At 47.1% G+C, this 20,083-nt stretch carries 18 protein-coding genes; 8 read left to right on the top strand and 10 right to left on the bottom strand.

All coding sequences use genetic code 11. The features are described from left to right. Positions 1–121: 121 nt before the first annotated feature. Together QT979_RS18420 and QT979_RS18415 are read right to left on the bottom strand one after the other, a co-directional pair. Positions 122–1,471: a D-alanyl-D-alanine carboxypeptidase gene (locus QT979_RS18420; protein ID WP_333311341.1), complete on the bottom strand. Its 1,350-nt coding sequence runs from the start codon at positions 1,469–1,471 to the stop codon at positions 122–124. A 262-nt stretch (positions 1,472–1,733) separates the two neighbouring features. Further along, positions 1,734–2,069 (bottom strand): ribbon-helix-helix domain-containing protein, encoded by a 336-nt coding sequence (locus QT979_RS18415; protein WP_039886507.1) that lies wholly within the window; start codon positions 2,067–2,069, stop codon positions 1,734–1,736. Between the two features lie 582 nt (positions 2,070–2,651). Between QT979_RS18415 and QT979_RS18410 the strand changes: the two genes are divergently transcribed. After that, positions 2,652–3,167 (top strand): HNH endonuclease, encoded by a 516-nt coding sequence (locus QT979_RS18410; protein WP_190660760.1) that lies wholly within the window; start codon positions 2,652–2,654, stop codon positions 3,165–3,167. 280 nt (positions 3,168–3,447) lie between these two features. Next, positions 3,448–3,846 carry an alr0857 family protein gene (locus tag QT979_RS18405; protein ID WP_333225423.1) on the top strand — a complete coding sequence of 133 codons (399 nt, stop codon included), beginning with the start codon at positions 3,448–3,450 and terminating at the stop codon, positions 3,844–3,846. 62 nt (positions 3,847–3,908) lie between these two features. On the opposite strand, the gene QT979_RS18400 is transcribed toward QT979_RS18405, so the two are convergent. The 3 genes from QT979_RS18400 to QT979_RS18390 all read right to left on the bottom strand — a co-directional run bounded on the left by QT979_RS18400 (position 3,909) and on the right by QT979_RS18390 (position 7,213). Further along, a complete protein-coding gene (locus tag QT979_RS18400) occupies positions 3,909–6,029 on the bottom strand; it encodes a ShlB/FhaC/HecB family hemolysin secretion/activation protein (protein WP_333311340.1) in 2,121 nt (706 codons plus the stop codon). 75 nt (positions 6,030–6,104) lie between these two features. After that, on the bottom strand, positions 6,105–6,230 hold the full coding sequence (locus QT979_RS18395; RefSeq protein ID WP_333212128.1) for a hypothetical protein: 126 nt from the start codon (positions 6,228–6,230) through the stop codon (positions 6,105–6,107). 116 nt (positions 6,231–6,346) lie between these two features. Next, a complete protein-coding gene (locus QT979_RS18390) occupies positions 6,347–7,213 on the bottom strand; it encodes a DUF928 domain-containing protein (RefSeq protein ID WP_333212129.1) in 867 nt (288 codons plus the stop codon). Positions 7,214–7,635: 422 nt separating this feature from the next. On the opposite strand from QT979_RS18390, the gene QT979_RS18385 reads away from it, so the two are divergent. After that, entirely contained in the window at positions 7,636–9,327 is a 1,692-nt protein-coding gene (locus tag QT979_RS18385; RefSeq protein ID WP_333212200.1) for a transglutaminase domain-containing protein, read from the top strand. A gap of 108 nt (positions 9,328–9,435) precedes the next feature. Beyond that, entirely contained in the window at positions 9,436–9,576 is a 141-nt protein-coding gene (locus tag QT979_RS18380) for a hypothetical protein (protein ID WP_006631167.1), read from the top strand. A 351-nt stretch (positions 9,577–9,927) separates the two neighbouring features. On the opposite strand, the gene QT979_RS18375 is transcribed toward QT979_RS18380, so the two are convergent. Both QT979_RS18375 and QT979_RS18370 read right to left on the bottom strand, forming a co-directional pair. Continuing rightward, the gene (locus QT979_RS18375) at positions 9,928–10,914 is read right to left on the bottom strand and encodes an aldo/keto reductase (protein WP_333311339.1); all 987 of its coding nucleotides are present in this window, start codon (positions 10,912–10,914) and stop codon (positions 9,928–9,930) included. A gap of 144 nt (positions 10,915–11,058) precedes the next feature. Further along, on the bottom strand, positions 11,059–11,952 hold the full coding sequence (locus QT979_RS18370; RefSeq protein ID WP_333212133.1) for an alpha/beta fold hydrolase: 894 nt from the start codon (positions 11,950–11,952) through the stop codon (positions 11,059–11,061). A gap of 696 nt (positions 11,953–12,648) precedes the next feature. On the opposite strand from QT979_RS18370, the gene QT979_RS18365 reads away from it, so the two are divergent. Next, positions 12,649–13,137: an anti-sigma regulatory factor gene (locus QT979_RS18365; RefSeq protein ID WP_333083403.1), complete on the top strand. Its 489-nt coding sequence runs from the start codon at positions 12,649–12,651 to the stop codon at positions 13,135–13,137. Between the two features lie 272 nt (positions 13,138–13,409). On the opposite strand, the gene QT979_RS18360 is transcribed toward QT979_RS18365, so the two are convergent. Then, positions 13,410–13,685 carry a DUF6439 family protein gene (locus QT979_RS18360; RefSeq protein WP_333311338.1) on the bottom strand — a complete coding sequence of 92 codons (276 nt, stop codon included), beginning with the start codon at positions 13,683–13,685 and terminating at the stop codon, positions 13,410–13,412. 204 nt (positions 13,686–13,889) lie between these two features. Between QT979_RS18360 and QT979_RS18355 the strand changes: the two genes are divergently transcribed. Both QT979_RS18355 and asnS read left to right on the top strand, forming a co-directional pair. Beyond that, on the top strand, positions 13,890–14,255 hold the full coding sequence (locus QT979_RS18355) for a DUF2203 domain-containing protein (protein ID WP_333212137.1): 366 nt from the start codon (positions 13,890–13,892) through the stop codon (positions 14,253–14,255). 109 nt (positions 14,256–14,364) lie between these two features. After that, the gene (asnS, locus tag QT979_RS18350; RefSeq protein WP_333212139.1) at positions 14,365–15,756 is read left to right on the top strand and encodes an asparagine--tRNA ligase; all 1,392 of its coding nucleotides are present in this window, start codon (positions 14,365–14,367) and stop codon (positions 15,754–15,756) included. 95 nt (positions 15,757–15,851) lie between these two features. Here the strand turns inward: asnS and QT979_RS18345 are convergent, their stop codons facing one another. Continuing rightward, positions 15,852–17,333 carry a pitrilysin family protein gene (locus QT979_RS18345; protein ID WP_333212142.1) on the bottom strand — a complete coding sequence of 494 codons (1,482 nt, stop codon included), beginning with the start codon at positions 17,331–17,333 and terminating at the stop codon, positions 15,852–15,854. A gap of 144 nt (positions 17,334–17,477) precedes the next feature. Further along, the gene (locus QT979_RS18340; protein WP_333311337.1) at positions 17,478–19,073 is read right to left on the bottom strand and encodes a pitrilysin family protein; all 1,596 of its coding nucleotides are present in this window, start codon (positions 19,071–19,073) and stop codon (positions 17,478–17,480) included. 312 nt (positions 19,074–19,385) lie between these two features. On the opposite strand from QT979_RS18340, the gene QT979_RS18335 reads away from it, so the two are divergent. Further along, the gene (locus QT979_RS18335; protein ID WP_333212146.1) at positions 19,386–20,003 is read left to right on the top strand and encodes a helix-turn-helix domain-containing protein; all 618 of its coding nucleotides are present in this window, start codon (positions 19,386–19,388) and stop codon (positions 20,001–20,003) included. Positions 20,004–20,083 lie beyond the last annotated feature (80 nt).

The following is a 20,083-nucleotide window of genomic DNA, read 5'->3' as shown; positions in this document are numbered from 1 at the left end:
TTTTTGGATAGGCAAGCGTGTAACAACTCTGCTGCCTATCTTTTTTTACCACAAGTTGGCTCAATCCTTACTAGCTATGGGTTTCAGGTGGGTTGTCACCCCCCCAGAAATGCACAACAGTTTATTGAACAATTTCGCTGCGAGATACCTTACTCTTTCTAGCAGGATTTGGCGTTAATTCCGGCGGCGAAACTTGAACACTTCCCCACTCATTCAAAAAGCTTTTCAGCAAAACCTCTTGCTGAGTGCGAAATGTCTCGACATTTGCCCCTCCATTCATAATCACAAACCACACAGTTTCTTGTTTTTGAGTTGGCAAAGCTCCGCCCAAAGCGCTAACATTATCCAACGTGCCCGATTTGACCACTGCTAATTGGGGAAGCGCGCGTTCTGCCAGTATTCCTTGATCTTTCCCAACTACAGTTAAGACATCAGCAACTGTCATGCTGTAAGGTTCAAGATAGCGTTCTAAAGCTATAAACAACGCACAAGCAGCCCGGGGAGAAATGAGATTTTCTTCGCTCAATCCCGAACCGTTGACGAGTTGAATTTCTGCGGGGGGAACTCCGGTTACTGCTGCTGCTTTTTGCGCGACTGTTTTGGCGCCGCCGACAGTATCAGCTAGCATATCTGCCATGAGATTGTTGCTGTACTGATTCATTTTTTTGATCAGTTCGGCGAGGGGCAAAGAATAATGTTTGACTAAAGGCTGCACGTCATTAGGAGGTGCTGCCAAAACTTTTACAGTACCCTCAATTGATATTTGGGGTTTTGGCGTATTGGGAGGCAGTGTTTGATACTGGGCGGCGGCTTCGCTGGGCCAGATTTGACTGTTCAATCCTTGTTTGAGCAATTCTCCCGATTTGAGGGGATCAAGTTCAAAGTTCATGTAAAACTTATCGACAATTATCAAATTACCACTGACTCGCTTGATGCCTTTTTGATTTAAGGCGTTACCAAGGGCGATCGCCTCTTCCCAGACAAACAAGGGATCGGCGTTTCCCTGTACAATTAAATCGCCTTTTAATACGCCGTTTTCAATTTTTCCAGTTGTACCAATTAAGGTGATAAATTCATGTTCCGGCCCGAATTCTTGCAGTGCTACCAGAGATGTGGCTACTTTGGTAATAGAAGCAGCCGACAGAGGAACGGTACCTTGATGATTGGCTAGCAAAGTGTTGCCAGATTGCATCCAGACTCCTTGGTTTTCTTTGGCAAAACCTTGGGCAGCCAACCCGTTGAGATATTGCTGGATTTTGGTATTTGTGGCTGTTTCGGGATTGCTAACAGAGACTATTAAGGGCTGAGGCTGATTTGGTTTAACTGGGGGCGGGGAAGATTCAGCTACAGGAGAGGGAGATGCAAGTTGAGGTGATTCAGTAGCGGCGCATCCGGCAATAATTGTGAGAAGGGCGATCGAACTCGCAGCAGTCAAGTAGCGGTTTTTCAGCATTACTTTAATTTTGTTCATCAAATGTACGATCGTCTGTTCGGCACGCCCGATGGAAAGTTTAGCATTCTTCTCGCGCGTGGGGCGAGCCTCCGGATCTGCGTTACCAAACTCCCGAACCGCTAAAATTGCCTATCTTCTTCCTTCTCTAATCTTGCTTCGCGCACTTCGCGTCTTCGCGGTTCGTTAAATATATCTCCTTGAAATGCTTCGGAAACCCATCTTCAGCGCCTGGGGCCTTCACCCCAGGCCGATCGCTCTCACAAATTTTCGATAAACTGGTTTATCCAGCCATACTCCCTATACTCAGCGGCACCATTTCGCCGTGCATTGTCAGGCCTAATAACATCGGCCCGCCCGGTCGAATCAACTCTCCTGTAAGCGCGCAGCGTTCCTCCTGCTGTGCTGTGGCATTAATGCTGGCTCGAATATCCGATCGAGAAAACATCTGCCGATACTCTCCAGACTTCTGCTGCACGTAATTCCAGAGCAAATCTCGAATCAAAGCTTGATAGCCTTGATTGCCCGCGAGTTCTTTAAGTCTCTCCTTGAGCTCTCTTTCGAGTCGAATGCTGGTGACTTCCATTTCGGTGGTTGAGGTTCTAGGTAGGGTATGCATAATTTTTTCTCCGTGACGGGTGGACATATGTGTAATATCAGTGTAGTATGTTTACAGCTAGATTGAAAGCCTCTTAACCACCTTCTGCCTACAGTGAAATTTCTCCCCACCTACTCCACCTATCAACTGAAGTGCGATCGCCCCACGGGTCGCTCCGAGTCGTTACGGCAGGTCTTTAGCACGGGTTTTGCGACTGTCGCAGCGACCTCGTGGGCGGGCTTGGCCCTAAATAAACACGGTTATAGTGGATTAGGAGAAATTGCAGAAATTAAAGACAACGAGGTAGATCAGCACGGTCGGCAAGTGGCACAGCCATATCGAGAGACGCGAAGCGGGAGGTACAGCTAAACTACTGTACCAAGACAGGATGAAAATTTGCATGAAAGCAGTTTTTCTGGCCCCCGCTTCTAAGTAAGAGAAGCGGGGGCATTTGATTGGGTATTTGATAAATTCGATCGGCTTGGGGAACTGGCAAAAAATCAGATGTAGCCAATGCTGACGAAGTAACCAAAATTCACAATCGACAATCTAAAATTCAAAATCTAAAATCTAAAATTCAAAATTGACGAGGAGGAGCAAGCCGTGACCGTAGTAACTGATGTATTGAGGCAATCTGTGGTGGTATTTTCTCAGAATTACCTACCGATGAGCCGTGTCAACATCAAACGGGCGATCGTACTGTTGGTAACAGGCAAGGCTGAACCTCTGGATTTTAGCATTGGCAACGGCTGGCTGGTACGATCGCCCAGCACCAGCATCCACGTACCTGAACAAATCCGCTTGACTTTTGGTAACAGGGAACGCCTGTGGAAAGTACCCCCGGTCAATCGCCGGGAAGTTCTGCGCCGCGATGCTCATTCTTGCCAATACTGCGGCAGCAATCGGCATTTGACGCTGGATCACGTGATGCCTCGATCGAAGGGCGGCCCGCATACTTGGGACAATGTGGTGACTGCTTGCGAACGGTGCAATTCTCGTAAGGGCGATCGAACTCCCATAGAAGCTGGAATGTCTCTGCGAACTAAGCCGAAGGCTCCTATACACCCCACTGTTGCTTTTGCAGAACTGTTTTGGCACGAATATCAAATTGGGGAATAGGGCATGGGGCATGGGGCATGGGGCATGGGGGATTGGTAATTGGTAATAGCTAATAGTTAATAGCTAATTCAGTCCTGTAATTGAAACGGATTTTAGGTCGCAATAGCAAACTTTTCATTCCTTCCTATCCAATGCCCAATGCCCAATTCCCAATGCCCAATTCCCAATTCCCAATTCCCAATTCCCAATTCCCAATTCCCAATTCCCAATTCCCAGTTCCCAATTCCCGATTCCCGATTTTCAATTTTTAACTTTCTATTCCAAATTTAGGGCTGTCAATATGCTGAAGTTGACTTACACTGAAACGGGCTTTAACCTCGAGCGTTTGGCTCAATCTCCCGAACAGTTAGTGGCGCTGCGAGTTGTGCTGGCTATGCGAGTTGGTCAAAGCATCAGCGTCGAACCGAGCACTGCGGCATTTTTGCTGCCCGCGAATTTGCCGGCGCTGTCTCTGTTGGAATCTGAGGCCCGCCGAAACGACAACGATGCGATCGAGCTTTGTGTTGCTGATGCTGACTTTGTAGAAGTGACACTGCGCGGTACGTGGATTTCTGAGGCGTCTGAGGGGGCTGACGGCGTGTTTGCGACTGTGTTGGGCGATCGGGCGGAGCTCTTGCTGCTCAAACTCTGGCTGGAAACTCAGGCTGCTGCGGAGGTTGTCGGGGAAGTCGGCGATTAATATCGGATGTTGAATAAGGAAGAGGAAAGAGGGAAGATTTCTCTCTTTCCCCCCCTCTCTCCTTATGGCGTATAAATTATGTTGAAGTAAATGCCGTTATCTTGCAGATTGTCGCCTTTATCGCTAATTCTCACCAAAGGAAAAGCATAATCAACGCGCAGGTTCACCCGCTGTATCGGTTCCCAGATGACCCCCAAACCTACACCTGCTAAAAATGTCTGATTGGTTAATGTATTAGGATTGTTCGCAACATTCCACACCGTACCCGCATCCAAAAAGGGAGCCAATTGAAGTTTGGGATTTCCCGAAGCATCGCGCTGCAAAGTAATCCGATCTTCGATAGAAACTCGAAAGCCGTTATCGCCAGAACGGACATTTTGGCGGTAGCCGCGCAAAGATTGTCCGCCGCCAATTACAAATTGCTGGGAAGGTAACAAACTATTAGCTGACAACTGTAAGTCTGCCTGCAAAATTAATAAATGTTTGTCATTCAATCGCTGTACTCGCTGCACTTGACCCAGCCAACTCAAAAATTGTCCGTCGGGATCGGAACCTTCGTTTTGAGTAGCATCAAACAAGCTAGTGCCGATCGTAAATTGCGATCGCAATGCCCAAGCACCCTGCGGGTCGCGCCGAATGTAGTCCTGTCCCAGCTTAATTGCACTCGTAGTGGTGACACCATTGGAGTCCGGGCCGATGCCAAAAGGAGTCGGTTCGCCACCGACAAAAGTTCTGCCTGTCTGATAAGTAAAACCGGCAGATAAGGCAAATTCTTCGATCGGTGTTCTCCGCAGTGGCTGGCGGTAACTAACTTCAAATAAATGCGATTTTCCCGAAATATCAAAACTGTCAAAAGGTTCTTGTACAATACTGTTGCGGTTCGGTGCCGCCCTCAATTGCAAAGTGCCGTTCATCGCATTTAGCGGCACGCGATAGCTGAAATCAAACACGTCTGAATCGCCGATCGATCGATAATAAGCGGCCGCCAGTTCGTCGCCATTTCCTGTTATATTGCGGTGCCGCAAACTAACTCCCAATCTTTCGGAACCGACACTGGGAGGCGAGTAATTGTCAATGCTGAAAGTAGGTTGAAATGGATTAGCTTCCGAGATTCGGACGATCAGAATGCTCTCTCCTTCATTATCCCCAGCCCGCAGACTGGCTTCTACATTGTCAAATAAAGGATCGACTCGCAGCAGCCGGAGTTGGTCTTCTAATGAAGCTGTACTTAAAGGCATTCCCGCACCGAGTCGAATCCGGCTGCGGATGTAACTAGGATGCAATCTTTTAGTTCCTTCTACCTCAATTCGGGCTAGCTTGCCTTCAATAACTTGAATTTGGACTACTCCTGCGGTGATAGTTTGGGGCGGCAAGACTGCTCTCGAAGTGATGTAGCCACGATTGAGGTAAATTTCGGTAATTTTGTCGGCGATTTGTTTGAGCTGTTCTAGGGTGGTAGAACGGCCTTCTAACGGGTTGACTAAGGCATTAATTTCGTCTTGGCTTAAAATTGTGCTGCCAACTACTTGAATTTTCTTCACCTCAATTGGTGTATTCGGCAGGGTTGGGGGAACTGGCGACGGGGACGGCGGCGCTACTGTGGGTGGTACTTGGGGAGGTTCTGGGGAAGGCTGCGGGGCTGGTTGCAGAAATCGATCGCGATTTGGATCGGGCTCCGTCGGCGGCGGTGGCAGGTTTGGAGGCAGCGAGGGTTGGTTCTGGGCTAAAACATGATTGCAATCTAGCTGGTTCTGACATTGGGGATCGTTGCCAACGAGATTTGTTTGTTCGGGCAAGATGCCCGCACCACAAGCAGTTTCATCGATTGTGGAACAGGCTTCTTGGCTGTTCTCGGCGGGGTTCGATGGTGTTTCTGGTTCAGGGTTGGTCTCGATCGAATCGGGAAGCTGATTTAAGTTTGTTGCTGTTTCATCCTGCTTGATTTCCAGTTTTTGCAGTGCTAATACTTGATTGCCCGTATCTGCTGAGTTGTCAGCGACGACAGGCAACAGAGAAATATCGTTTGTTTGGGATATAGCTTTATTGGCATAAAAGCAAGCCATCGGCAGTGCAGTTAGAAGTGAAATCCCCAACCGAAATAGTGCAATATTTGCATTCGGGCGCATAATTAATAATTTCTCTAAAATAAGTTTCTCGGCTGCTTCACTATGCCAGTTTATCATTTAGTATTAGGCGAAATTTGACCATCAAAATTTCCACCGTCCGCCTTTCAAGATGCCAGAAGTCCGAACTTCTGATCAGTACACAAATTTTAATTTATTTAGGGCGATCGACCAAACAACCCGCAACAACCAAAAATCATCTGGGGCGCTGCCAAATACCGCGATCGAAACCGAGCTTTTCGTACTTGCTGCACCCCTCATACCATTTTAGATTTTAGATTTTAGATTTTAGATTTTAGAATTGGCAATGACTTATGGCTATCAGGGTTTGGGACAAGGGCCTACCGTTACATTCTTTGCGTGAAACTGGTATTGAATTATTTTCTTGTGATCGGTGTTATTTCACTGGCGACTAAGGGTTCTTGGGCTATTTTGCCGAGTTCGACTGAGTTCAAAACTGCTGACCACTTGATCGCTAAACTGGAATCGCTGGGAGACTGGAGACGCAATTTAGCTAGAGTTGCCAGGTACTCGTACCAGAGATTTTGTTGGGCGAAGATGCTGAGTTTGGTGAGATCGGGCGATCGATCCAACTCTGTTTTCACGCTTGGAGCGACAGCAGTGCGGTTGATCCACCCGGAAACGAGAACATCATCTTGTGTATTTTTGGGGTTGCATTTGATAGTAAAGTACCATTGATAGTTTTTGCCAACTTCCAGGGCTGGCGAGTTGTCGTCGGAGCCGAGGCTGACGCTAACGACACCTGCACGGCTAGTTACCATGCGAAAACTTTTTTTGTATAGTGTTTTGTCCCTTTGGTCTGCTAACTCAAACTGAACTGTTTTGTCGAGGGCTACGGGGAGGTAGTAGAAAAATGTTGGCTTTGCTGATATGGTTTGCCCCATAGTTGATTGGGGAATCAAGGCAGTTAAGGCAGTTGTGGCCGTGGGGCATTCTAAGCCGCGGGTTCCTCCCCCTTCCCGCCTTCCGGGTACTCCGTCCTCCGGCGGTTGAAAGCTATTCCACGCCGCTCCCAATTGCTGGCTGTTCGGTCTGCTTCCGCTGGGTTCAGGGAGTTGAACTGTTTGCCAGTTGAGGGGTAGCTGCGGTCTGGATGAGTGCTGGACAAGGTTTGCGGGGCTGTTGAGAGCCTCTGCTGGTATTAAAAAACTACCGGCGGCAACTGCCTCTAAAGACAGAATTAATGAAAGAGCACCGATATTTAGAGCAGACTTCAAAGCCATGACGAACCTGCCTTTTGGTGAACCTAGGAACTTTATCGCACGGTTTTATTCTATCCAAGGTTTTGACGGATATCGTAATCTGTTGTACTTAATTTATATCTTCAGGCAGATACGATTATTTGGGTCGATCTGCTCAACATAGAATTCTCTGTCGCGTTTGTCAGTGGTAGCTTAGTAGTTATACTTACTTCCATTCACTGCTGCAGGTTGGGTTGAGCTTGTTAAACCCAACTTTGACAAAGACTAATATTCGGGGTCTTTTAACTCTAGCAAGAGGCTACAACGCCTCTTTTCGTAAAAACACCTGGTTGATGCGTCAGTCCTGGATATCAGGAAACTCGGCAATTGTGCTGGTGAACCTCAAGCGATCGGCTACAAGTTACAAATCAGTTTTTGTGTACAATACCGGCAAGAAATTTAGCATGAATCTCGATTCACCTGTTCTCTCGGACAAACAGCCTTCGGGGCTGCGGATGGTAAGACCCATCGGAGTCTTGGCACTGCACGGCATTGCTTTTTTAGGAAATAGGTTGTTCGCTGTCGATCGCGCCGAAGGGCTGCTATTGGAGATCGATCGAGAAAGTGACAACACTACTGTTTTGAATCCATTTCAAACGGCTAAGTTTACCGGCGCAACGGGGCTGGCTATTTCGGAAGATACTCTCTGGTTTGCGCGGGATGAGGATATTTGTTGCTGTCGGGGCGCAATTCGGGACGGGGCGATCGCTGAACTCAAACCGGAACATTTTGTTTCACTTTCTTATCCTGCTGACGGGATTGCTGTTTGGAAATCTACGCTTTATGTGACTTGCCAGAGATTAAACTCGATTCTGGTTTTTGACCTGAAAACTGGTCGGGAAATTACTCGGTTTTATGCTCCCGGTATTGGGGTAGAAAATATCACAGTCCGGGATGAGGAAATTTGGGTTTGCGACAAAACTGAGCAAACTGTTTACTGTTTGGAACGGGGAACTGGGGAGATTAAATTTAGCGTTTTGACTCCCTTTGAGTCGCCTTCTGGTTTGGCTTTTCACAAGGATTCCGAAACGGGGGATGAGGTTCTGTACGTGGCTTATGCCGGGGATGAACTTTACATCCGGGATGACCCGAATTCGGAAGATCCTTTTCAGTTGACCAAGCGCGATCGCACTTTTATTCAGCCCTTGTCTTTTCACTACAATGAAGCTGACCGCTACGCTTTGTCAAACGGTTTTTTGATGGAAATGTCTTATGTGGAGGAACTGTCTCCTCTCGATGAGGTAGAAATCGAAAATTTGGAATGGCGGATTGCTTTGCCTTCGGAAACTCACCGGCAAAAGGTCAGGAAAATTACGCCGATTGGAATGCCTTTTACTGAGGAAATTCAGGAAGGAGAACGGGTGGCGGTGTTTAAGTTCGATCGGCTGCACCCTGGGGAACGCCGAATTTTTGGCTGGAAGGCATTGTTAGAAGTTCGATCGATTAAGTATCAGTTGTCACCTAGGGATGTGGAAAAGATTCCTAAGCTGTCACCGGAGTTTGCAGCTAAGTATTTGGTGGATAATGACAATTTGGCGATGGATACGGAAATTGTGCGATCGGCTGCTGTGGCTGCCATTGGCTCAGAAACTAATATTCTGAGGCAGTTACTGAGCATTCGCAATTTTGTTTACGACCAACTTTCTTACGGGATTAGGCCTCACATTGACACTCCAGATATTGTATTACGCCGGGGCATCGGTTCTTGTGGCGAGTACGTGGGCTTGTTGTTGGCTTTGGCTAGGTTAAACGGGATTGCTTGCCGCACGATCGGGCGCTACAAGTGCCCCGCTTTTGCTGACAGAAAAGGTGTGTCGCTGGAGCCGGATTTCAATCACGTTTGGCTGGAGTTTTACATTCCGGGTTTTGGCTGGGTGCCGATGGAATCTAATCCTGATGATATTCAAGACAGAGGCCCTTATCCTTTGCGATTTTTTATGGGTTTGGCTTGGTATCACGTAGAAATTGGCAAGGGAATTCGGTTTCAAAGTCTCACGAGCGGCGGTCTCCCTTTGAACAAGGAGGATGTTTCCGTGGGGAGTCTGGCAATTAATCATGTGAGGTTTACAATTTTGGAAGATTTGCCAGCAGTTTGAATCGAGTGTTAACAATTAACAGTTAGCCGTCTATATTCAACTGTTAATTGTTAACATTTTTCATCTAAAATCAAAAGTAGAAAATGTAAAATCAGAGGAAGAGGGGTTGTGGAATTTTCGATTGCTAATATTCTCGTTTTAGTTGCCTTTGTACTGCTGCTAACTGTGACTGGCGGTGTCGCTTATTTGACTTCTGTTGAGTGGCGCGATCGCAGGCGGTTAGATAAGGCGAAACGGAAAAAAAAGTAGCTTTTTGCTGTTGACAAAGTGCATTTTTTATGATAATAAACAAGGCGACCGGGTTGGCTCGCCTTGTTTTGTGATTTGAGGTACTTTCACCGCAGATGATATCAAGTTTGGTAACATAAACGTTGCAGGTTCGTAGTGAGGACTTGAGTTTTCATACAAAACTATGATTCATATCGTTTCCGCTTGGATCGGAAGGATTTAACCACAGAGAACGCAGAGAACACAGAGGGAGACAAGAGAGATGAATAATTCCGATGAAGCGTGGATTTGAGATCGCGGGCGGGACGCCCGCGCCACAATAACAACACTAAAATAAACACAGATGAAAAAGGGAATTTTGGAGTTGATATCTTAAGTCCACTGTCTGAAAAATGTATTTTCTTGCCAAGTGGCGGCGGTGCGTTTTTCAAGTGCTGCCATTTCTGTTGTGTTCAGGGGTTGGAATGCTTGGGCGACTTTTAAGTTTTCTTCTAATTGCTTTACTGAGTCGGCGGCGATGATGCAGCAGTGCACGCCGGGAAGTGAAAGCGTGTAGCCCATTGCTTGGTGCATTCCATCTAAAACACCGTTTTGAAATAATTTGCCGTAAGCGGGTATTTTCATGGCTATGACGCCGATGTTTTTGGCTTTGGCTACTGGTAAAGCGCTGGTAACAAAGGAGCGCGGATGATGTTTTTCGGCGGCGTTGAGGGAGATTAATGTTGTGTCGAAAGGATAGCGCTCCAGGGCTGCCACAATGATAGCAGGTTCGTGGTGTCCGGTGATGCCGGAAAAACGAATAATTTTTTGCTGTTTGGCTTCTTCTATCGCCTTTATTGCTCCTTTGGCACTGAAAATTTGGTCTAATTCGGCTTGGAATGAGACGTGGTGGAGTTGCCACAAGTCTAGTCGATCGGTTTGCAATCTTTTGAGCGATTGTTCTAAGTGTCTCCACGCGCCATCTCTGTCTCTGGCGGAGGTTTTTGTGGCTAGGAATATGCGCGATCGATATTTGGGCAAAACTTTGCCTAAGTTTTCTTCGCTGGGCCCGTACTCGGCCGCCGTGTCAAAATAGCGAATGCCTAGTTCGATCGCGCGTTCAATTTGTACCGCCGCTTCTGCTTCTCTTCCCGGCTGCGACAGCGGTGTTTGTCCGCCTCCCCCCAAACCGAAAATCGGCACTTTCACGCCGGTGTTGCCTAACAGTCGTTCTGGCATTTTTACTGTGGCGGCCGCCTGGTTATTGGGTGCGGCTGCGATTTCCCGATCCTGCTGTTCGATCGCCTTAGCACCTGCAATGCCACTGGCAACAACTATACTGCTCAATATAAAATTGCGGCGAGTCTTTTTGCGGGTCATTGTTTCCGTCTCCTCAGAATATGTAAGTATAAATTAACTGGCTTTATGTTGGCACAATAAATATATTTTTACTGCAAATCTGATTATTTTCCCCCTCTCCGAGGGAGGACACGGCCGGGGGAAATTTATCAAGATGCCGATCGATTATTGGTCAATTATCCATGCGCGAATCAGTTCGTTTATCTGTTCTGGTACTTCGTCGTGGGGACAGTGACCGGCTTTGATAAAGTGTTCTGTCAACTCTGGATAGTGTTTGCGAAATTTGGCGCTTCTTTCTGCGGAATTCATCCACGGATCGCCTTCTCCCCACAGCATTAGCAACCGACAGTTTAATTGACTTAGCAATACGTCGATTTTTTCGCCTTGGGGTGTTCGGAATACGGAGGCGAATACTTTGGGGGCACCGGGATCGCAGGAGGGAAGGTAAATCTCTTCTACTAATTGGTCTGTGACGGCGCTTTGGTCGAGATAAACTTTTTCTAGGGTTTTCCGAATTGTCGATCGCTGGCGCACGTACTGGAACAGCAGAAAACTTGCCCAATCTTGCTGAAATAAGGTTTTAGCTACTGCAGATATGGCTTTTTGCAAGGGCGGGGCTTCGGGTGCGGGCTGCGGTTCGCTGAAGGGGCCGGCGCTGTTGATTAATATGAGTCCGGCTGCTGATTCGGGGCGCTGGGCAGCTACACACAAGGCGGCGTAGCCTCCGAGGGAGTTGCCAGCTAGTACGGCGGGCCGGCCGATGATGTTGGTGATAAAGTCGTGGAGTTGGTCGCGCCAGAGGTCGCCGCTGTACTGTAATTCGGGTTTTGCCGATCGCCCAAATCCCAAAAGGTCGATCGCCCAGACTTCAAAATCTTTGCTCAGGCCGCTGATATTTTTGCGCCAGTGGTCTGTGGATGCTCCAAAACCGTGAATTAACAGCAGGGGAGGGCGTTCTGGATACCGATCGCTGGATCGAACGTAGTACACTGAATGCCCCCGCCACTGCCAGTAAGTGCCGGCTATGGGGGCTGCGGTGATGGCTGGGGTTGTTTGCATAATGTAAAGAAATAATTATTTACTTTAACTATTGTATCGCGATATTCAGATTTATATAGTTTGACCAACGCCTCGGAGTTCCGCCAGCAAAGGATTGGTCAATTTGGGCGAGTACGGGAGATCGCGATCTCCCGTACTCAGGATTAATAAGTTTTGTAACAATTATTGATTTTAGGAGGGGCGCAGCAATGGGAGATATTTTGCCCGGTCGCATTTGGGATAATAAATCGGGTTTTGGCTGCAACATACCTAGGTATGATGATTTGGCTGTTTGGCGGTCTGAGGAAGTTCTGGGCGATGGCGCTTGCCTAGGGGTGCGACGGTCGAACCTGATTGGGGAGGGTCAAGGGATCGACTTTTTTATAGTTATTTGCGAGCTTTTCCAGGTGGGGATCGTTTGTTCAAGATGTGTTGACGGCTTCGGGGGGCAGCTAGCCGTTTGGTTGCTAGTTGGCCAAAGCCGAGATCAAAAATTTCGCTGCTGGGAGAACCTATAAGTAAAATTACTGATGGTTCTCTGCAGAAGTTTCTCAGAATCGCTGAATATTTTGTGACGTGGTTTGCTGTTCTTAATTGCTTGGATACTCTAAGATAGAAGTAGAGCTGCGCCGCTCAATTAATTAGCATTTTGAATACTAGGGAGCCAACTATGCAGGGTGTGAACTTTATCCACCTGAAAGTTAGGGAGTTTTCTGAGTGATTGCTATTTCACCTCGTCCCGTCGGACGCAATTGGATTACGATTAGCTTCGCTTCTACCCTATACCTTTGTCCTATTTTGGATCTGCTCCTAGCAGAGCTTCCGGATCACTGGCAAGCGGAATTGCGGTTGGGGCTTCAAGAAGCTTTGGTAAATGCTGCTAAGCATGGAAACAAGTTAGACCCCGGTAAAACTGTTGGAGTCCGTTTTTCGATCGTCCAAAACCAATATTGGTGGGTGATATCGGATGAAGGTTCTGGCTTTAAGGCCCCTTGCAGTTGTAACCTTTATACCGATGATTGCGACAGTCTCCTAGCAGAGGACGTTGCAGATAACTCTGGACTACCCCATGTGGAACAGGAATGCGGTAGGGGGTTGTTTATTCTTTACCAAATATTCGATCGGGTAGAGTGGAATTCTCAAGGTACAGAGTTACGGCTGTGCAAAGAACTTCCCAGTCGCTATCGGCTGCCTCGCTTGCGCTAGAACTGCTATGAAAGCAGCAGTTTTTACCTCAGCTAGACCTAGAAATTTTTTCGTTCCCGGACTGAAGTTTGCAGTGAGAATTTGAACTCTCTGGCTATTGATAGCTGATCATAATGCAAAATGTTAGTTTTGAGTTAAAAAAGTATAAATCTTTTGAACTCACAATCGCGCTGCTCGATCGAGGGGCGCGATTGTCTAAGTTTTGAGCGACTAATCAAGTCAAAACTCCAGAATCAAAACCGCAAAGCGTTAGGAACAACGAAGCAATCTAATCATTTGCCGTGGGTGGGACAGGGAGGAGCAGATATCGATCGATCCAGCCATCCTGCTGCTTGTTGTAAGCGCGGGAGAGCTTCTTCAGGCTGTTTTTTGAGCAAAAACACCAAAGCGGCCGCAGCTTGCTCACAGGCCCGCGCAGAACGGTTTGCTTTGAGGCGGTGCCAATCTTTTTCGTGGATGGCGAGGCGCGCGGCTAGAGCTTGGGCTAGTTCTACCGTGCTCAGCTCGTTGAGGTTCACAGTTTGGGCTGTTTGTGTATTTTCAAGCATAGGTGGTAAGGAAGAAGGAAGAAGGAAGAAGGAAAATGCGAGAAAATCAAGGGTTTCAGCAATTAAAAACGTTTTAAATGCCGATAAAGTTGCTATACTTATGTCTATTTGGCTAGAGTTCGTTAATTTAGAAAATATACTGCATATAATAACAATTTAATTGGAAATCGGTTTTTTTTATTATTGTCAGGTTTGCAGATCGAAATGCCTCAACAGCCGTCAGAGTTAAATCCGGAAGAGCAAGAAAGCGAGTTTGTTCAAGCGATCGCAGCAGTGGAGCGATCGCTCGCGGCAGTCAAAGAACGGTACACTCAAATTCAGGTCGATCGACAGCGCCAAGTCGAACTCGGCCATCGCCGCGAAGAAATCCGCCAGTCCAAACGCCAAAATCCATTGCCGCAACTCAAAAAAGAATTGCGGGAAATTGAGCAAGAATTGGAAACAATCGAGTTGAATTTAGAAAGCAGCCTGTTTTCTTGGGGAAGCATAAAACAACCTTTTTGGCAAGCAGTTCGCTTTGGGGGACTCGGTATTTTGATGGGTTGGATTTTGAAATCCTATGCAGGTTGAACTATGTTGAGATTTATGATTTTTTTATTTACCGCAGAGGGCGCAGAGGGCGCAGAGTCAGAGAAAAGAGAGAAATATGGTGCAAAATATTAAATAAACAGGAGTGAATATGACAAATCAACGAATAGCAGCAATTTTGCGCGCAGGTGAACCCGACGAAACTGTAACTGTTCAAGGTTGGGTTCGCACTAAGCGCGAATTGAAAGAATTTGCCTTTGTCGAAGTCAACGATGGTTCGGCGATGGCTAACTTGCAAGTAGTCATAAATTCCGATTTGCCAGACTTTGAAAATGTACTCAAACAACTGAATACAGGTGCATCTTTAGAAGTGTCGGGAGTGCTGGTAGCATCTCCGGCAAAAGGACAGCGAATTGAGTTGAAAGCCTCACAAGTACAAGTTTACGGTGATGCAGACCCGCAAACTTATCCGTTGCAAAAAAAGCGCCATTCCTTTGAATTTTTGCGGACAATCGCGCATTTGCGGCCGCGCACAAACACCCACGGTGCTGTCTTTCGAGTCCGAAATGCTTGTTCGGCGGCGGTACACCAATTTTTTCAAGAACGTGGTTTTTTGTGGGTTCACACTCCAATTATTGCTGCTAGCGACTGCGAAGGTGCGGGGGAAATGTTCGCCGTTACCAACTTTGATTTAAAGAATGTGCCGCGCACTGATTCGCAAGAGGTTGATTATGCTAAAGACTTTTTTGGAAAGCGCGCCTATTTAACAGTTAGCGGCCAGTTGGAAGCGGAAGTTATGGCGATGGCTTTCGGCAACGTTTACACTTTTGGCCCGACTTTCCGAGCGGAAAATTCTAATACTTCGCGACATTTGGCTGAGTTTTGGATGATTGAACCGGAGATGGCTTTCTGCGATTTGCAGGGAGATATGGATTTGGCTGAGGCGTTTTTAAAGTACATTTTTAAATACGTTTTGGAGCGTTGCCCGGAAGATATGGAGTTTTTCAATGAGCGCATTGACAAAACGGTTTTGGCTACTGCTGAAAATATCATTAATAATCAGTTCGAGCGGATTACTTATACGGAGGCGATCGCACTTTTGGAAAAAGCCGACAAAAAATTTGATTTTCCGGTCAGTTGGGGTTTAGATTTGCAGTCAGAACACGAGCGTTATTTGGCTGAGGACTTGTTTAAAAAGCCGACGATTGTCAGCGATTATCCCGTCGGGATTAAAGCATTTTATATGCGTTTAAATGATGACGAAAAAACCGTGCGAGCAATGGATGTTTTGGCTCCTAATATTGGGGAAATTATCGGCGGTTCGCAGCGGGAAGAAAGGCTGGATGTGTTGCAGCGGCGCATGGAAGCCCAGGGTATGAATAAGGAGGAATTGTGGTGGTATTTGGATTTGCGCCGCTACGGTACTGTGCCTCACGCTGGGTTTGGTTTGGGATTTGAGCGGTTAGTGCAGTTTATGACGGGAATGGGGAATATTCGGGATGTGATTCCATTTCCGAGAGCACCTTTGAGCATTGATTTTTAGTAGTAGGGACACGGCATTGCCGTGTCCTTACCTTGGGCGGAGGACAAGGCATTGCCGTCTCCTGAAAACAGAGGAATGCAAGCCTTTGTTACCGATTAAGTCGCTGGGGGAATTGTGATATCAACAGATTCCACTTTGACTGAAGTTCCCAAACTCGATAACGGCGGTTGAATTGCCTCCGTATTTCCCACTACTAATGTTACCAAATTTTCCGGTTTCAAGTAAGTCTTGGCTACGCGCTGCACGTCGGCAATTGTTGCTGTTTCGATGCTGCGGCGGTAGCGAAAAATGAAATCTTCGGGATAACCGTAGTATTCGTAGCGAATTAATCGCGACAAAGTTTGACTGGGATTTTCAAATTTGAAGATAAAAGAATTCAGGGTGGAATCTTTAGCATAAGCTAATTCTTCCGGGGTAATTGGTTCGGTGCGGATACGATCGATCTCGGCGCGAATTGCCTGGATAAATGGTACTGTGGCATCCGATCGCGTTTGGCCTCCTGCGACAAACACCCCCGGATAGTCATATCTCGGACTCCAAGCCGCGTATACTGAATAAGCTAAGCCTTGGCGCGATCGCACGTTATTAAACAAACGGCCACCGAAACCGTTCAAAACCCCATTCATCACATCCAAAGCACCGTAATCTGGACTGCTGAGCATTCCGCCCAAATGTCCCATTTGCACGTAACTTTGACTTAATTGCGGCTGATTTACCAAAAATACGCCGCCCCCATTTGCTGGCGCTACGGTTGGTAGTGCAGGCACTTCTGCACTTTGACTCGGTTGCCAGTTGCCGAATTTTTGCTCGACGAGCGATCGCATTTTAGCTGTATCAAAATCGCCAGAAATACCCAAAATCATATTCTTGGGATGGAAATATTTCTGGTAGAAACTCACCAAATCGTCGCGGGAAATATTGGCGAGGGTTTTGTATTCTACCGTGCGCGCGTAAGGACTGCGATCGCCATAAATTAATTTTTGAAACTCGCGGCCGGTAATACCGTCAGGATCGTCATTGCGGCGGGCGATCGCACCTTGAGTTTGGTTCTTGGCTAAATCCAACTTTTCCTTAGCAAATATTGGCTCCCGAATCACTTCTGCAAATAAGTCAAATACGGGTTCCAAATCTTCAGCTAAAGCACTAAAATTAGCGCTCCCAGAACTAACATCAATCCCCGTTTCTACCGAAGCTGCTCGCTGTTCTAGCAACTGATTTAATTCATCAGCCGTATGCCGACTCGTGCCGCCAGTTCGCATCACTTCTCCCGTCAAACCTCCCAATCCAATTTTATCGGCAGGTTCAAAACGCTCGCCCGTGCGAAATAGCGCCGTTCCCCCGACTAACGGGAGTTCCCGGTCTTCCATCAGATACACCCGGATGCCATTTTTCAGCTCGAAGCGAGTGTATTTAGGCAGTTTAATTTCTGACAGCGGGGGAAAGGTTAATTGGTCGTAGTGTTTGGGTGCAGCCGCAAAGGAAGGTAACAAATTAAACGTGCCCAGTGAAACAGTAAAAAAGCAAAGCGACAGCAGAAATAACTTTACTTTTTTCAGTCTCAATTTAGTCCTTTTCATTCTTTCTCCTAAGTTATACATTCTGACAAATGTTGACTGTTCGCTGTTGGCTGTTTGCGGAAAAGCTCACCACTGACAACAGATAACTGACAATTGCCAACTGACAACTGCCAACTGCCAACTGACAACTGACAACTGACTTCCTTAAAGCGGCAAAAGCTTACCAATCGTGCGATTTTCCGGGCGGAAAGTTGCCTGAGCGACACGCTGAATGTCAGCGGGAGTAACAGCGGCGATCGCATCCAATTCCTTAAACAAATTTTGCCACGAACCAGTTTTCACTTGATAGTCAACCAGCGCAAATGCCATACCCATATTAGAATTGAGCGATCGCAACAAATCGGCTCTCGCCTGAGTTTTCACTCGCTCCAATTCCAAAGCAGAAACCGGCTCTGTTTTCAGGCGCTCGATTTCCTTGCTCAAAGCTGCCGCCACCTCATCAACCGTGCGGCCCGGAGCAGTTTGAGCGTAAAATAACATCAAATTCGGATACTTTTCCCCCGGATAACCACTGAAACCTTGAGCAGCCAGCGCCAATTGCTGCTCTTCTACCAAAGATTTGTAAAGCCGAGAAGTGCGGCCATCGCTGAGCAAAGAACCAATCATTTCATAAATGGCATTGTCGGGATGATTCATCGCCGGTTTGTGATACCCTTCCAAATACCAAGGTTGAGTTTTTAATTTCAGCGTGACTTCCTTCGTTTGCGTTTGGGGAGGTTCGACAATCTGCAATTCTGGAGGCGCTGGTGAGGCCTTGTAACGGCCGAAATAAATTTGAGCTAGTCGCTTCACCTCCGAAGCTTTCACGTCTCCTACCACCGCCACAGTCAGCTTGCTGGGAACGTAGTGAGTCTCGAAAAACTTCTGCACGTCGCTGCGGCGGAGGTTTTGAATGTCTTCAGTGGAGCCAATTACAGGGCGGCGGTAGGGATGAACAGAGAAAGCTTTGTTGGCAAAAGCTTCAACCATTTGTCCGATCGGAGAATTCTCGGTTCGCAGCCTGCGCTCTTCTAAAATTACCTGTTTTTCCTTGTAAAATTCCCGAAATACTGGTTCTAGAAATCGCTCGGATTCCAGCGACATCCACATTTCTAACTTGTTAGCTGGAAGGCTGTAAAAATACATTGTGGCGTCGGTGGAAGTAGCGGCATTTAGTCCGACTCCGCCTGCTTGTTCCACTATTTTGCCGAGTTCATTGCGCTTGACAAATTGCGAAGCTTCGGCTTCAACTTTGTCAAATTCTGCTTTTAATTGGGCGACTTCTTCAGTTTTGCCGCTGGCCTTGGCTGCTTGCATTTGCTCGAAGAGTTGGTCTTGTTTTTCTAGCAGCGGCTTTTCGGCTTGGTAGTCGGTAGTGCCGATTTTTGGCGTGCCTTTGAAGGCTAAATGTTCGAGATAGTGAGCGACTCCGGTTTGGCCGTCGGGTTCGTTTGCGCCGCCGACATCGGCGTGTATCAGAAACGATGCTACGGGCGCTCTGGGCCTTTCGAGTACGATAAATTTCATGCCGTTGTCGAGCTTAAATTCGCTGACTTGGCTGATTACTCGATCGAGCGACGGTTGAACAGAGACTGCTTGGGAGCCGCTAGCGGGGTTGGGGCGGGCGAGGGCGATTTCCGGGAAAAGTCCCCACCACAGCAGTACAGCGGCCAGCAGGGAGGCAATGAATCGAGTTTTGCTCACGGGCGATTCCCTACGGGATAGCTTCGCTTCACGGGGTTTTTGGAACTGCGGGGTCATTCGATTTTAGATTTTAGATTTTAGATTTTGGATGGTCAAACAAAAAAATGTTTGTGCTCGGTGGCCAGAGATTCTTTTCTCAGGATAAAGATTTTTTGAGGCATAAGCGATCTGTTGCGCCGCAGATGTTAGGCTGATACAGCAAATCTCAAAAAGGGTCATTCGATTTTAGATTTTAGATTTTGGATTTTGGATTGTCAAACAAAAAAATGTTTGCCCTCAATGCCAGAGATTCTTTTTAAAACTTAACATCAATTAGTCCCTCAGTCCAGCTCCCGTAGTTCCAAGTAGCCAATTACCGATTGCAAAGCCATGCGAATTTTTAATCAGTCTCCTCCTTCTGAAACAGAAACTAAGAAGCGAATTTTACAAGCAGCTCAGCGGTTGTTTGCCCGCAGCGGATACGACGGCACGACAACTCGTGATTTAGCAGCGGCGGCGGGGGTAGCCGAGGGTACGCTATTTCGGCATTTTGATAATAAAAAAGCGATTTTGATTGAGGTGGCGACGGAAGGATGGGTGGAGTTGCTGACGGATTTGCTGACTGAATTGAGCGAGATGGGCAGTTACAAAGCAGTGGCTCAGGTGATGCGGCGGCGGATGCTGAATATCCGCGAGAATAGCGACATGATGCGGGTGTGTTTTTTGGAGGCGCAATTTCACCCGGATTTGCGCGACAGAATTCAGTTGGAAGTCATCGGAAAAATGAGCGATGTGGCTGAGGCTTTTTTTGAAACGGCGATGGAAAAAGGAGTTTATCGAAAGATGAATCCGAAGATTGTCGCTCAGGTATTTTTGGGAATGTTTGCAGTCGCGGGTTTCAGTCAAAATACGATTATGGAGCCGAATGCTTCTCCGCAAGAAATGCAGGAAATGGCTGAAGGACTTGCTGATATTTTTCTGAATGGGGTTTTACTGAAAGATCAATAATTAGTTATGGGTTATTTATTGGTTGTTACTTATTGGTGATTATAATTAATAACCAATAACCAATAAGTAGTCACCACTCC

Source organism: Microcoleus sp. w2-18bC1, assembly GCF_036700365.1.
In the GTDB taxonomy this organism is placed as follows: Bacteria; Cyanobacteriota; Cyanobacteriia; order Cyanobacteriales; family Microcoleaceae; genus Microcoleus.
Note: the sequence above shows the minus strand (reverse complement) of the source record. Positions and strands in the feature narration are given on the sequence as shown.

Coding starts and splice junctions, on each gene's coding strand:
- QT979_RS18420 (WP_333311341.1), bottom strand. CDS start 1,471: ATGAACAAAATTAAAGTAATGCTGAAAAACCGCTACTTGACTGCTGCG.
- QT979_RS18415 (WP_039886507.1), bottom strand. CDS start 2,069: ATGCATACCCTACCTAGAACCTCAACCACCGAAATGGAAGTCACCAGC.
- QT979_RS18405 (WP_333225423.1), top strand. CDS start 3,448: ATGCTGAAGTTGACTTACACTGAAACGGGCTTTAACCTCGAGCGTTTG.
- QT979_RS18400 (WP_333311340.1), bottom strand. CDS start 6,029: ATGATAAACTGGCATAGTGAAGCAGCCGAGAAACTTATTTTAGAGAAA.
- QT979_RS18395 (WP_333212128.1), bottom strand. CDS start 6,230: ATGAGGGGTGCAGCAAGTACGAAAAGCTCGGTTTCGATCGCGGTATTT.
- QT979_RS18390 (WP_333212129.1), bottom strand. CDS start 7,213: ATGGCTTTGAAGTCTGCTCTAAATATCGGTGCTCTTTCATTAATTCTG.
- QT979_RS18385 (WP_333212200.1), top strand. CDS start 7,636: ATGAATCTCGATTCACCTGTTCTCTCGGACAAACAGCCTTCGGGGCTG.
- QT979_RS18375 (WP_333311339.1), bottom strand. CDS start 10,914: ATGACCCGCAAAAAGACTCGCCGCAATTTTATATTGAGCAGTATAGTT.
- QT979_RS18370 (WP_333212133.1), bottom strand. CDS start 11,952: ATGCAAACAACCCCAGCCATCACCGCAGCCCCCATAGCCGGCACTTAC.
- QT979_RS18360 (WP_333311338.1), bottom strand. CDS start 13,685: ATGCTTGAAAATACACAAACAGCCCAAACTGTGAACCTCAACGAGCTG.
- QT979_RS18355 (WP_333212137.1), top strand. CDS start 13,890: ATGCCTCAACAGCCGTCAGAGTTAAATCCGGAAGAGCAAGAAAGCGAG.
- asnS (WP_333212139.1), top strand. CDS start 14,365: ATGACAAATCAACGAATAGCAGCAATTTTGCGCGCAGGTGAACCCGAC.
- QT979_RS18345 (WP_333212142.1), bottom strand. CDS start 17,333: ATGAAAAGGACTAAATTGAGACTGAAAAAAGTAAAGTTATTTCTGCTG.
- QT979_RS18340 (WP_333311337.1), bottom strand. CDS start 19,073: ATGACCCCGCAGTTCCAAAAACCCCGTGAAGCGAAGCTATCCCGTAGG.
- QT979_RS18335 (WP_333212146.1), top strand. CDS start 19,386: ATGCGAATTTTTAATCAGTCTCCTCCTTCTGAAACAGAAACTAAGAAG.